This window comes from Sphingobacterium spiritivorum, assembly GCF_016725325.1.
Lineage (GTDB): Bacteria > Bacteroidota > Bacteroidia > Sphingobacteriales > Sphingobacteriaceae > Sphingobacterium.
On sequence record NZ_CP068083.1, the window covers coordinates 2,426,149 to 2,439,222 of the forward strand.

Here is a 13,074-nt window from a genome sequence, read left to right on the forward strand (position 1 = left end):
TTTAATTAAGTGTAGAGATAGCTCTACAAACGCTTTAAGGCAAGTTTTATAAGTTGCTCGACGGATAAGTCAGGTTCAGTATTAATAATGGTGTTTAAAACCTTCTCTGCCTGGTTTTTAACAAATCCCAGCATAACGAGTGCGCTGAGTGCTTCTTCCGGAACGGATTGTTTACTTATCACAGGGGAGATAAGTGCGTCCGGGCCTTGTTTTTTGAGTTTATCCTGTAATTCCAGAATGAGGCGTTGTGCTGTTTTGGGACCGATTCCTTTTATTTTCTGGATCACTGCTACCTGTCCGTTGATAATGGCAGACTGAATTTCTTCGGGGGTAATAGAGGAGAGGATCATACGGCCTGTATTGGGACCGATCCCGGATACGGATATAAGATGTTCGAAAAGCTGGCGTTCGCCTTCGGTTGCAAAACCAAAAAGGGTCTGCGAATCTTCACGTACCTGGAATGAAATAAATAATTTACAGTTTTCCTGATCTTTGATCAGTGAAAAGGTGTTGAGTGAAATATGGATATAGTAGCCGATCCCGTTTACGTCCAAAACGACATGGGTAGGGGCTTTAAAAACTAATTTACCGTTAAAATATTCGTACATATTCAAGTAAGATTCAAAAGTAAAAACCTAAAGGTATGTTTTTAATCTTCCATATTCAAAAGGAATGGAGTCTGCCTGCCATTTGTAAATCCTCACAGCAGGCAGTCTCCATCTGTTATATTATTGTCTGCCTTTCTGGTAAGACTGTACATCTACTACAGCAATAGTCACCATATTAACAATCTCACGGACAGAACTGTCCAGTTGTAATACATGTACTGGTTTGTTCATTCCTAATAAAATAGGACCGACCGCTTCTGCATTTCCAATCTCCTGAAGCAGTTTGTAAGCGATGTTTCCGGATTCCAGATTAGGGAAAACCAAGGTATTAGCTGCATGACCGTTTAAATTGCTGAACGGGAAATTTGCTGTGAGCATTTCCGGATTCATAGCAAAGTTGGCCTGTAAGTCACCATCTACGATGATGGACGGATATTGGTCGTGAAGTAACTGTGCTGCTTTACGAACTTTCTGAGGCGTTTTGCCATCGTTAGACCCAAAGTTAGAGTATGATAATAATGCGATACGTGGCTCAATACCCATCTTACGGATAGCTTTGTCCAGTAATACCGTGATATCCACTAATTCTTCCGCACAAGGATCTACATTTACAGTCGTATCTCCGAAGAAAACAGGTCCTTTTTCAGTCAGCATCATATACATCCCTGCGATCTTGCTGCCAGGCTGTGCACCAATAACATGAAGAGCAGGTCTGATGGTCTTCGCATAATTCTTAGTCATACCCGAGATAAGCGTATCTGCTTCTCCAAATTCGACCAGACTTGCTCCGAAGTAATTGCGATCCAGTAACATTTTTTCAGCATCCAGTCTGGAAAGACCGCGACGTTGTCTTTTCTTATACAGGTGATCCGCAAATTTCTGATAACGCTCCGATTCGATTTCTTCTACAGGGTCTATGATTTCCACACCTTCCAGTTCCAATGCATAATCATCAATCAATTTGTTGATTTTTGCTTTTTTACCTAATAAGATCGGAATTGCAATACCTTCTTCTTTGACGATCTGTGCTGCACGAAGAATTTTGTAATTATCTGCTTCAGCAAATACAACGCGTTTAGCATCACGTTTGGCCACCATGGTCAGATCGCGCATAATGCGGTCATCTTTACCCATGCGCTGACGCAAATCTTCTTTATATTTATCCCAGTCGGTGATTGGCAAACGGGCTACACCTGATTCGATTGCTGCTTTTGCCACAGCTACCGAAACTTCTGTAATCAATCTCGGATCGTTTGGTTTTGGAATGATATAGTCTATACCAAATTTCAAATTATTAGCATTGTACGCCTGGTTTACTGCTTCCGGAACAGACTGTTTTGCCAGATCAGCAATCGCTTTTACAGCGGCAATTTTCATTGCTTCATTGATGCCTGTTGCTCTTACGTCCAGTGCGCCACGGAAGATATAAGGGAATCCAAGTACATTGTTTACCTGATTAGGATAATCCGAACGGCCTGTACCCATGATAATATCTGAGCGTGTCGCTACAGCCAGATCATATGCGATTTCCGGATTCGGGTTAGCCATTGCCAATACGATCGGTTTATCTGCCATGGATAACAGCATTTCTTCTGTCATCACATCTGCTGCAGAAAGACCGATAAATACATCCGCATCTTTTAATGCATCTGCTAATGTATGGATATCACGGTCTGTAGCAAATTCTGCTTTCATTTTATCCAGATTTTCACGATCGCTGCGGATTACACCTTTACTGTCCAGCATCACGATGTTCTCTTTCTTAGCCCCTACAGACATATACATACCTGTACAAGAGATAGCTGCTGCTCCGGCTCCGTTAACCACGATTTTTACTTCTGAAATATCTTTATGCTGTAATTCACAAGCATTGATCAGAGCTGCACCTGAAATGATGGCTGTACCGTGTTGATCATCATGCATAACAGGAATTGACATTTCTGCTTTCAGGCGTCTTTCGATCTCAAAACATTCAGGTGCTTTGATATCTTCCAGATTGATACCTCCGAAAGTAGGTTCCAGTGCTTTTACGATATTGACAAACTCATCTACATTTTTGGTGTCCAGCTCGATGTCAAAAACATCAATGTCAGCAAATATCTTGAACAACAGTCCTTTACCTTCCATTACTGGTTTTCCGGCTTGTGCTCCGATGTCTCCCAGACCTAATACTGCAGTACCATTGCTGATAACCGCAACAAGGTTTCCTTTTGCTGTATATTTATACGCATCTTCTTTGTTAGCAGCGATAGCCAGACATGGCTCAGCTACACCCGGAGAATATGCTAATGATAGGTCTCTCTGTGAATTAGTAGGTTTTGTAGGCACTACCTCGATCTTGCCCGGACGTCCTTTTGAATGGTAGTTTAAGGCTTCCTGCTTGCGATTAATTTTACTCATTATACACTATACTTATTTCAGTTATTTACTTATTTAAGGCTACAAATGTAATCTTCTTTTTCGGAGAACAATATTTTTAAGGTATTAAACTTCAAAAAATCTGGCATTTGAACGAATTTTTTACTTCAGGATGTCGAGTAAGCCGAACATAGACTTGCGCATAGCAGATCCCGTCCCCTCGTAGTTATTGACTAATAAGGTAAAAGTATATTCCTGACCTGCCTTAGAAGTCTGATATCCGGTATAGCCCAGTACGCCTCCTATAGTTCCGCTTTTCATCTTCATCTCATTGTATGTGGGCAGACTCTTGTAGAAAATATTATACCAGTTACGTGATCGGGCGTAGTTCATTATTTTTGCCATTGCGAGAGAGGTCACTCTGTTTTGCGGAGACAGACCCGAACCGTCAACGATGTTAAGTTCGCCTTCCGGGATATTCAGTTTTGCCTTCCAGAATTTTTTCACCATATCAGCCGCATCTGCTGTTTCGATCTTTTGCCCGCTGTACATACCGATCGTCTTCAATAATGTCTCCCCGTAGAGATTGATACTTTTCTGGTTGAACCAGTATACAATATCCTGCATCTTCGGAGATTCGTGCACATCCAGTTCTTTTCTGTCTTTCGCTATAGTTTCGCCTCTTTCTGTCAGTTGTTTGCCGGTTAGAGGTTCGTTTTCTGTCAATATGCCGGCTCTTCGCAAAGATTTTTGCAGTTGAAAAGCAGCATCGAATGCCGGATCGGGAACTGCAATTTCGATTGTTTTTTTAAGATCCAGACCATATGTTCCTCTGATATAAATCCGGGTTGAATACGGGGCAGAATAGGCATATACATTATCTCCGGATCCCTTCACACCTGTTAATGTTTCATTGTGAATGTCCAGGTAAGAGGAGTCTACAGTCATCGCGGTTAGTGTTGCCTTTGAGCCTGCTGTATTTCCCGCTTTAAATTGCACACCAATACTGTTCTCTCGCCAGTTGAGTCCGGAAACCCCTGCTCCATAGTAATTGCCGATGTCTGTCCATATCCATCCTCCCGGAACGGTATTGCCATTGAAAAAGCGGTCATCACCGATAATACTTCCTTCTACGCATTTGATCCCTGCATTCTGGATGGCGTAGACCCATTTATTCAATAAGGTCTCTTCGTTCATTCCTTCAAACCTCGAACTGGCCAGAGTAGGATCGCCTCCACCTTCAATAATTATATTTCCTTTTAAAGTGCCCAGGCTGTCAATCTCACCTGTATAATACAGCTTTGTTTTAAAGGTAAAATTTGGACCCAAAAGATCTAAAGCAGTAGCTGAGGTAATGACTTTGAGCGTGGAAGCTGTAGGAAGTCCGGTCTGACCATTTTTGGAAAAGAGCACATTTCCTGTTTTGGAATCTAGTACCGTTAATGATGCTATGCCATATTTGAGATTGGCTTGCTGTTCAAAATTGCTGTAAGCCTGTTGAATTGCCTTCGAATCCTGTGCAAAAATATTGATCATGAATGTATTTGCACAGAGTGTCAGTAGTAGTGTTTGAAAAAATAGTCTCTTCATAAATCAATAGAATGTAAGACAAATATAGCATATTGAAAATTGATGGGTATGATTTTCATTCGTTTTTAAATTGTCAAAACTTGATTACCCGTTTCGTGAGTTATTGTTGAATTGCCTAACTTGCCTCCTTAAAATATACATACCATGAATCATCTAGAAAAATTGGCTGCAATCCGTGGACTAATGAAAGAGCAGGGAATTGATGGCTACATTATTCCTTCTTCTGATCCGCATATCAGCGAATATTTACCGGAAAGATATAAATGCATCGCCTGGGTATCGGGTTTTACCGGTTCTGCAGGTACATTAGCGATTACTCAGGATTTTGCTGGGTTGTGGACTGACTCCCGTTATTTTGTACAGGCCAATGAACAATTGTCAGGTACTGGATTTGAACTTGTTAAATTAAAGGTACAAGGTAGTGCGGAGTATGCCGATTGGATGGCTGATAAGCTTATGGTCGGGGATACTGTTGCGTTTGATGGTAATCTGGCCTCTCTGCAGGTCGCTCAGGCTGTACAACAGACCTTGACGCCTGTAGGAATCCATGTGAATGGTCATGCCGATTTGCTGTCTCCACTTTGGGCTGATCGTCCTTCTTTGCCGCTGGCTCCGGCTTACTTGCTTGATGAAGGGATCACCGGGCAGTCTACTGCATCCAAGCTGGAAGAAGTACGTAAGGTATTGCAGAAAAACAGAGCTGAATATCATCTGGTTTCTTCGCTTGATGATCTGGCATGGCTGTTTAATGTCCGGGGTCAGGACGTGCCTTGTAATCCGGTAGTACTTGGATTTGCGCTGATATCAGCCTCAAAGGCGACCTTATTTATTGAACCATCTAAACTGAATGAAGACGCAGTCTCTTCTCTGGCACAGTCAGGTGTTGAAGTTAACCCATACGAAGAAATATTCAGCGCCATAGATTCTCTGGCAGATACGACTATTCTTATTGATCCTAAGCGTACTTGTTTTGCAATCTATGATCGTATTCCGGATACGGTTAAGATTATCGAAAAACTGAATCCATCAACGTCTCTCAAAGCGATCAAGAATAATACGGAAATAGTACATACCCGCCAGACCATGATCAATGACGGTGTTGCGATGACAAAATTCTTTAAATGGGTAGAAGAGAATGTTGCTTCGGGAACACTGACCGAACTTTCGATTGCAGATAAGCTGAGAGGTTTCAGAGAAGCTCAGGAAGGATTTGTAGATGTGAGTTTCAATACCATAGCCGGATATCTGGAACATGGTGCTCTTCCTCATTATTCCGCAACGGAAAAAAGCAGTTCGAGGTTGGAGTCAAGAGGGCTTTTACTTGTAGACTCGGGTGGTCAATACAAAACAGGTACTACGGATATAACTCGGGTAATCTCTCTGGGACATATTACGCAGGAAGAGAAAGAGGATTATACAATTGTATTGAAAGGGACAATCGAAGGTTCACAAGCCATATTCCCCGTTGGTACCCGTGGATATCAGATCGATGCGATTACACGTCGCCCGATCTGGCAAACGTTGCGTAATTATGGTCACGGAACAGGACATGGGGTCGGATTTTTCTTAAATGTACACGAAGGGCCTCATACTTTCAACCCTTCTAATATTGATGTAGCAGTAGATCCGGGAACCATTACTTCTATCGAGCCCGGATTGTACAGAGTAGGGAAACACGGCATACGAATAGAAAATCTGGTGCTTACTAAGAGTTTGGAGTCCAGTGAATTTGGAGATTTTCTGAATTTTGAGACGTTAACCATCTGTTATATCGCTACTGATCTCATCGAAAAATCTTTGCTGGATCAATCGCATGTAGACTGGTTGAATCAATATAACCAATGGGTATATGCTCAGGTCTCTCCAAGACTGACTGAAGAGGAAAAAGTATGGTTAGCTGAAAAATGTAAAGCTATCTAATTGAAGGTAACAACAAGCTCCTGTATTTCGCAGGAGCTTGTTGTTTATTTAAGATTTACTGGTGTACAGTGTTTTATCTGGCTTTTGCCTGTAAAATTTATTGAAAAAAGCATTATTTCAATAAATTTTACGGAAATTTTGTAATCCTATTGAGTATTAAGGTCTTTGCTTTAATTTAGTGCTTTAATATTTGATAATAATTATAAACTCACTTTGACGCCTACCCGGCAAAAGTCTCACATTAACATTAATAACAAATCAAGATGAAACACGTATTTTTCACTTTGTTGGCTATTCTCTTTTTGGGAGGAGTGGCTGAGGCACAGATTCTGAATCCTGTAAAATGGACTTATGCTGCCAAAAAAATCAATGACAAAGAAGCTATGCTGTATATGAAAGCCCAAATTGATAAAGGCTGGCATATCTACTCTCAGAATATGGCCGAGGGAGGTCCTGTGAAGACTAAATTTACTTTCAAGCCAGGCAAAGAATACAGTTTGATCGGAAAGACACTTGAACCAAAGGCAATAGCAAAATTTGAAGACACTTTTAAAATGACTGTCAGTTATTTTGAAAATGAAGTTGTTTTTCAACAGAAAATCAAACTCAATACAAAATCACCTGTCGTACAAGGTACGGTCGAATTTATGGTATGCGATGATAAGCAGTGTCTTCCTCCGGAAGAAATTGCATTTAAAATAGCCATTAAGTAACTATTGTGTCGACCAAACTAATAAATAAGGAACCATGATAAAAACCTTAAAATCAATTACACTAGTTGTGTTTGTTGCTCTGTCCGGCAGTGCTGGCTTTGCACAATCACAAAAATATCAGTGGAAGGAAAATACAGAAGGTGGATACAAATACCGTTATGTAACAAACGATCCTACACAGTCCCGTTTTTATACCTTAAAAAACGGGTTGACCGTTATACTGAGTCCAAGTAAGAAAGTGCCTCGTATACAAACCTATGTCGTTACGAAAGCCGGAAGCAAAACAGATCCTAAGGATCATACCGGATTGGCGCATTATCTGGAACATCTTCTTTTCAAAGGTACGGATAAGTACGGATCTAAGGATTGGGCTCAGGAAAAACCACTGCTGGATAAAATCAGTGCGCTGTATGAAAAATATAATTCTACAACAGATGAAACCCAACGTAAAGAAATTTACAAAGAGATTGATCAGGTATCAGGAGAAGCTGCAAAGTTTGCGATAGCCAATGAATACGATAAGATGATGAGTGGGATGGGGGCTGACGGTACGAATGCATACACTTCATTTGAACAAACGGTATACGTGGAAGATATTCCGAATAATGTCGTAGACAAATTTCTGGCGGTGCAGGGAGAACGATTCCGAAATCCTGTATTCCGGCTTTTTCACACCGAACTGGAAGCTGTATATGAAGAAAAAAATATAGGGCTTGACAACGATGGCCGCAAAACTATGGAGGCCATGTTTGAAGCGATGTTTGCCAATAATAACTATGGCAAGCAGACCGTTATCGGTACAGTCGAACACCTGAAAAATCCTTCCCTGACAGCAATACGTGAATATTTCGATACTTACTACGTTCCGAATAACATGGGTGTGATTATGTCTGGTGATTTTAACCCTACAGATATTGTCAAAAAAATAGATGCTACATTTGGATATATGCAGCCTAAGAAGGTGCCGGCTTATACATTTGCGCCTGAGAAACCAATTACACAGCCGATTATCCGCGAAGTGAAGGGGCCAAATGCAGAATTCCTGTGGCTGGGTTTTCGTTTCCCGGGAGCAGCCACTAAAGATGCGCAGATGTTAAATCTGATGGGCGATATTCTGGCAAACGGTTCTGCAGGTCTGATCGACTTAGACCTTGTCAAATCCCAAAAACTATTGGGAGCCGGAGCTTTTGTGTATTCCCTGAAGGATTATTCCATGTTGATCCTGCAGGCAAATCCTGCTCAGGGCCAGTCTCTGGATGATGTAAAGCAACTGGTGTTGGCGGAATTGACGAAATTAAAGAAAGGTGATTTTTCAGATGATCTGATTACTTCTATTATCAACAATGCGAAGAAGTCTCAGATATCCCAAAATGACAATTATACTGCACGGGCAGAGGAGTTGGTGGATGCTTTCGTAACTGATGTAGACTGGACTTCTGAGGTAAGCTATCTGGATAATTTATCGAAGATTACTAAAAAAGATATTGTAGACTTCGCTAACAAGTATTTGAATGACCAGAACTATGTTGCCGTTTACAAACGTCAGGGTGTGGATGACAAAGTAGTGAAAGTCGTGAAACCTGCAATTACGCCTGTCTCCGTAAACAGAGAAGATCAATCCGATTTTTTGAAAAAAGTGGATATGATGCCGGAGAATGCTATTCAGCCTGTATGGTTGGATTACAGTAAAGATGTGCAGAAAGCAAAGTTATTTGATACGGAAGTATTAGCAGTTCAGAATAAAGACAATGAGTTGTTCAGCCTTACTTATCAGTATAAAATAGGGAAATGGAATAATAAACTCCTCTCTCTTGCTGCTGGTTATCTGGAGTTTCTGGGCACGAAAGACAGAAGCAGTGAAGACTTTAGTAAAGAATTCTACAAGTTGGCATCCAGCTTTTCGGTGTCTTCCGGAAATGAAGAAACGAATATTTCTATATCCGGATTGAATACAAATTTTGATAAGACAGTATCTCTGATTCAGGATCTTGTGAAAAATTGTGTCGTTGATCAGGCTGCTTTTGATTCTTATATAGCAAGATTAAAGAAATCCCGTATTAATGCGAAGGAGAATAAGGGAGCGATTATGGAAGGGCTGAAATCGTACGCTAAATACGGCGCTAAAAATCCGTTTAACTATACTTTTACGGATGCTGAACTGGATGCTGTTAAAGCGGAAGAACTGGTTCGCCTGCTGCATGATTTTGCAAACATGAGACACACTATTCTGTATTTCGGACCTAAACCTTCAACAAGTCTGGTGGCTGAATTGAAACCGCTGAAAGTGGACCGCAGAGCATATACAGAAGTGCAGGAAGGAACCAAATTTACAGAGCTGCCAACTGACCGTAATCAGGTACTGTTTGCAAATTTCAATATGAAACAAGCCGAAGTATTCTGGCACAGAAGTTCGGAACTGTACAACAGTGCATTATCACCGACTGTAGCATTATTTAATAACTATTTTGGTGGCGGTATGGGTAGTATTGTCTTCCAGACGATCCGTGAATCGAAAGCATTGGCTTATTCCACTTACGCCTATTATGGACAACCTTACAAAAAGGAAAATCATTATATGGTGGGTGCTTACGTAGGTACACAAGCTGATAAATTTAATGAAGCTGTAATCGGAATGAATGAATTGCTTAATGATCTTCCGGAGTCTTCCAAAGCATTGGAAATTGCGAAAGTCAGTCTGACGAAATCTCTGGCAAGTGATCGCATTACCAATTCCGGTATTCTGATGAGTTACCTTTCTGCTCAGCGCCTGGGTAATACAACAGATATCCGTAAAGCTATTTATGAAAAAGCTCCTTTACTGAATTATTCGGATCTGAAAGCTTTCCATGCTAAAGAAATGAGTCATAAACCATATGTGTATTGTATAGTGGCTCAGGAAGATAGTATGAAGGATGAAGATCTAAAGAAATTGGGAGAAGTTAAGAAACTGACTCTAGAAGAGATCTTCGGATATTAAGATTATCTGTTAGGGTTGTTGTCGACATATTATATGTGTTGACAAATACGGAAAACCAATTTTTTAGAAATTTTTAATCGGGACAAGTGTTTGATGCGTGTCCATACTATCAGAGATAAATTTTCTTATAATAAAAAAGATAGCCCCTGAACAACGTTCTGGGGCTATCTTTTTTAGAGGGATTGTAAAGACAATGTTTCCATTATTCCGGAAGTTCCGGTATGGTTACTCTTCGCTGTGTAGAGGAGCTGATGGCTTGTAAAAAGGCAATCAGTTCATCTACCTCTCCTTTTGTAAGGTTGAGTTTTTTTAATAAAGGAGAATGGATTGGGCGTGTTTTTTCGTCTACGACTACTCTGCGTTGTATAGGAGCAGGATTACCAAGATTATACAACTCTACGACATCCCTTAAGGTCGGGAAGTTACCGTGGTGCATCCATGGACCTGTCAGATTCGTTTCCCGCAAAGATGGTGTCCGGAAAGCACCAATATCTTCCTGTTTTCCGCTGATATGGTAGTGCCCGAAATCCTCTTGTTTAGTTCCATACAATGTCTGTCCGTCATTGTGAAATTTATTATCCGAGAACAGCGGTGTGTTGTGACAATTTATACAGCGGGCTTTCGTCCGGAATAAGTGAAGTCCTTTCAGTTGCGCATCATTCAGAGCCGTACTGTCTCCGGATACGAAGCGGTCAAAACGGCTCGGATAACTCACTATACTTCGCTCAAAAGTAGCCAGTGCCATCTGTACCCGATCCAGTGTGATCTGATCGTCACCAAAAGCGTCCCTGAAAAGGGGGTAATATCCTTTGATATTTTTTAAATTTTTGATCAGGATCTCCAAAGAGGTGTTCATTTCCACATGATCCTGAGTCGGGAGCAATACCTGATCTTCCAACGATTTTGCACGGCCATCCCACATAAAACTAGTGTAATATCCGACATTGTATAGCGTCATGGCATTGCGCTTTCCTATTCTTCTCCCGTGGCCGTTTGCAAGACTTTTACCATCTCCGAATCCTAATTGCGGCTCATGACAATTGGCGCAGGAGATCTGCATAGAAGCAGACATTCTGGGGTCGAAGAATAGTTTCTTTCCCAATGTTTCTTTGGCCTTAGTGTAAGGATTCTGTTCGGGATAGACCATCTTTGGCAAAACACCTATATCTTTAAAATCTGTCCGGACAGACTCGTCAATATGAGGCTGTGGCCACCGGGTCATATCACCGCTGCTGTACAGTTGCCGTAATTCAGCAATACTGTAATCCTTTTGTTGATATTGTATATCGAATGCCGCTATCAGAAGCGGTATTGTTAATATAACAGCAATAGTAATGTATCTTCTCACTCTTTTTTGTCTATTAGAAAATCAGTTCCATTTTTATTTTAAAATCAGTTCTTCTGTTCCCGGGAATAGATAAACTTGCTCTGTCGATGGTTTTAAAATGCGAGGCTTTACGCATTCCTCCCTCCAATGACAAACGACCTGTATAATGTTTGTAAATAGGATGTTTGTAGGCTATTCTTGCTCTACCACCCCATGTTTCGGCACTTCTGAAAAGGATATCATGGTAAAAAACATACTCGTGGAATACATTCTCATTGATCTCAGGAAGTTCCCATACTGTCCTGGTAGGCCGGCTTAATAGTCCTGTGAGGCCAAGTTCTATACTTTGGTTTTCCGCTAGTTTGTACGCGTAGTTTGCGGAAGCAGAAGAGCTGAAAATACCATAATCCAAAAGCGTTCCGGAGCCGCCGTCATGACGTTTCTCCGCATTCCATCCTGATGTCAGCTCATAGTATTGATTCCATTTTTTACCTCTAATGCTATAAGCCATTGAAGCCGTATAATCCTCACTTCTGTATATATAATTATTGATGTTATTCTGAACATCAAAGTCTTTACCATCTGTGATTTTAGTATGGAGTGTGAACCTGTATGAGCGGTTATCTTTTGCGAGGAACCACATGAGTTGGTTAGACCAGGTGTATAGTTTATAATTATTCAGCTCATTAGTGCGCTGTTCACTTCGCAATACCTGTCTGTACTTCTGCTGGTCGTATCTGTATCCACTTTTAGCGTAAAATTTTCCAGCTGCAGTCTGTGCGGAGAGATAGGCATTCGCTCCGATATGATGGTAATCATTCTGGTAGAACATATTGGTCAGGTAATCTCTTACCTGCCAGCCGTACCCTTTGACGATATAGTTGAGATATGGAGATTTAACAGGACTTGAGTTATAATTTTCGTTCTTAAAAGCTACTTCCACATTTTCCTGTCCGTAACCGTATAAGGCTTCTGTTCCTGCATCCAAACCTTTAGCTATCCGGATACTTCCGCCCAGGCTTGCATCGAGACGGATTTCATCGATGCTTCCACGTGGATCATTGTTGCTGAAATGATCACCAACGTTATAATCCAAGCCCCCGAATACGGAGAATTTGCGATCAGACCAATAACGCTGGCCTCTGGCCTGAATAGTATAGAGGGTACGTTCGTAATGGTTAAAACCGTAAGATGCAAAATATAAAGGAGCAGAAAGATTGCGGCGCGTCTGATGCCCAAACCGGGTACTGTCTTCTGCTATATTGGAATAGGCAAACCTTCCCCACAGACGTACATCCTGTAAAGTGATAGTTCCCTCACTGTCAAAGTTTATATTTCTTGCTTTTTGTGCGTCCTGCGCAGTCCGATAGGATCCCTGTTCTCCGGCATACTGTATGGCAAGTTTTGTGAAGCGGGGAGTCGTCATTTCCTGGAGCCACATAGGACTCTCAATGGAGAAATAACGTAAGGTTTGCTGTACCGTATCTATTTCTGATGTATGCTGCTGTGCTTTACAGAAATAGGGGAGGAAGACAAATCCAAAGGAAAGAATATAGATGTATATGTTGGATTTCATTTTAT

At 41.2% G+C, this 13,074-nt stretch carries 8 protein-coding genes; 3 read left to right on the forward strand and 5 right to left on the reverse strand.

What is annotated here, in order from left to right:
• Window positions 1-23 precede the first annotated feature (23 nt).
• The 3 genes from ruvA to dacB form a co-directional block, all read right to left on the reverse strand.
• Window positions 24-608: a Holliday junction branch migration protein RuvA gene (ruvA, locus tag I6J02_RS10045; RefSeq protein WP_201681539.1), complete on the reverse strand. Its 585-nt coding sequence runs from the start codon at window positions 606-608 to the stop codon at window positions 24-26.
• Window positions 609-728: 120 nt separating this feature from the next.
• Window positions 729-3,008, reverse strand: coding sequence for an NADP-dependent malic enzyme (locus I6J02_RS10050; protein WP_201681540.1), 2,280 nt, complete (start codon window positions 3,006-3,008; stop codon window positions 729-731).
• A 120-nt stretch (window positions 3,009-3,128) separates the two neighbouring features.
• A complete protein-coding gene (dacB, locus tag I6J02_RS10055; RefSeq protein ID WP_236582394.1) occupies window positions 3,129-4,556 on the reverse strand; it encodes a D-alanyl-D-alanine carboxypeptidase/D-alanyl-D-alanine-endopeptidase in 1,428 nt (475 codons plus the stop codon).
• A 144-nt stretch (window positions 4,557-4,700) separates the two neighbouring features.
• Here dacB and I6J02_RS10060 point away from each other — a divergent pair, with 144 nt between their 5' ends.
• From I6J02_RS10060 to I6J02_RS10070, 3 genes are all read left to right on the forward strand, one after another.
• Entirely contained in the window at window positions 4,701-6,476 is a 1,776-nt protein-coding gene (locus tag I6J02_RS10060) for an aminopeptidase P family protein (RefSeq protein WP_201681541.1), read from the forward strand.
• 263 nt (window positions 6,477-6,739) lie between these two features.
• The gene (locus tag I6J02_RS10065) at window positions 6,740-7,189 is read left to right on the forward strand and encodes a protein-disulfide reductase DsbD domain-containing protein (RefSeq protein ID WP_201681542.1); all 450 of its coding nucleotides are present in this window, start codon (window positions 6,740-6,742) and stop codon (window positions 7,187-7,189) included.
• Window positions 7,190-7,223: 34 nt separating this feature from the next.
• Entirely contained in the window at window positions 7,224-10,166 is a 2,943-nt protein-coding gene (locus I6J02_RS10070; protein WP_201681543.1) for a M16 family metallopeptidase, read from the forward strand.
• Window positions 10,167-10,368: 202 nt separating this feature from the next.
• Here I6J02_RS10070 and I6J02_RS10075 read toward each other — a convergent pair whose 3' ends face one another.
• Together I6J02_RS10075 and I6J02_RS10080 are read right to left on the reverse strand one after the other, a co-directional pair.
• Window positions 10,369-11,514: a cytochrome-c peroxidase gene (locus tag I6J02_RS10075; RefSeq protein WP_236582395.1), complete on the reverse strand. Its 1,146-nt coding sequence runs from the start codon at window positions 11,512-11,514 to the stop codon at window positions 10,369-10,371.
• A 13-nt stretch (window positions 11,515-11,527) separates the two neighbouring features.
• Window positions 11,528-13,069 (reverse strand): DUF6850 family outer membrane beta-barrel protein, encoded by a 1,542-nt coding sequence (locus tag I6J02_RS10080; RefSeq protein ID WP_201681544.1) that lies wholly within the window; start codon window positions 13,067-13,069, stop codon window positions 11,528-11,530.
• Window positions 13,070-13,074 lie beyond the last annotated feature (5 nt).

Coding starts and splice junctions, on each gene's coding strand:
- I6J02_RS10060 (WP_201681541.1), top strand. CDS start 4,701: ATGAATCATCTAGAAAAATTGGCTGCAATCCGTGGACTAATGAAAGAG.
- I6J02_RS10050 (WP_201681540.1), bottom strand. CDS start 3,008: ATGAGTAAAATTAATCGCAAGCAGGAAGCCTTAAACTACCATTCAAAA.
- dacB (WP_236582394.1), bottom strand. CDS start 4,556: ATGAAGAGACTATTTTTTCAAACACTACTACTGACACTCTGTGCAAAT.
- I6J02_RS10070 (WP_201681543.1), top strand. CDS start 7,224: ATGATAAAAACCTTAAAATCAATTACACTAGTTGTGTTTGTTGCTCTG.
- ruvA (WP_201681539.1), bottom strand. CDS start 608: ATGTACGAATATTTTAACGGTAAATTAGTTTTTAAAGCCCCTACCCAT.
- I6J02_RS10065 (WP_201681542.1), top strand. CDS start 6,740: ATGAAACACGTATTTTTCACTTTGTTGGCTATTCTCTTTTTGGGAGGA.
- I6J02_RS10080 (WP_201681544.1), bottom strand. CDS start 13,069: ATGAAATCCAACATATACATCTATATTCTTTCCTTTGGATTTGTCTTC.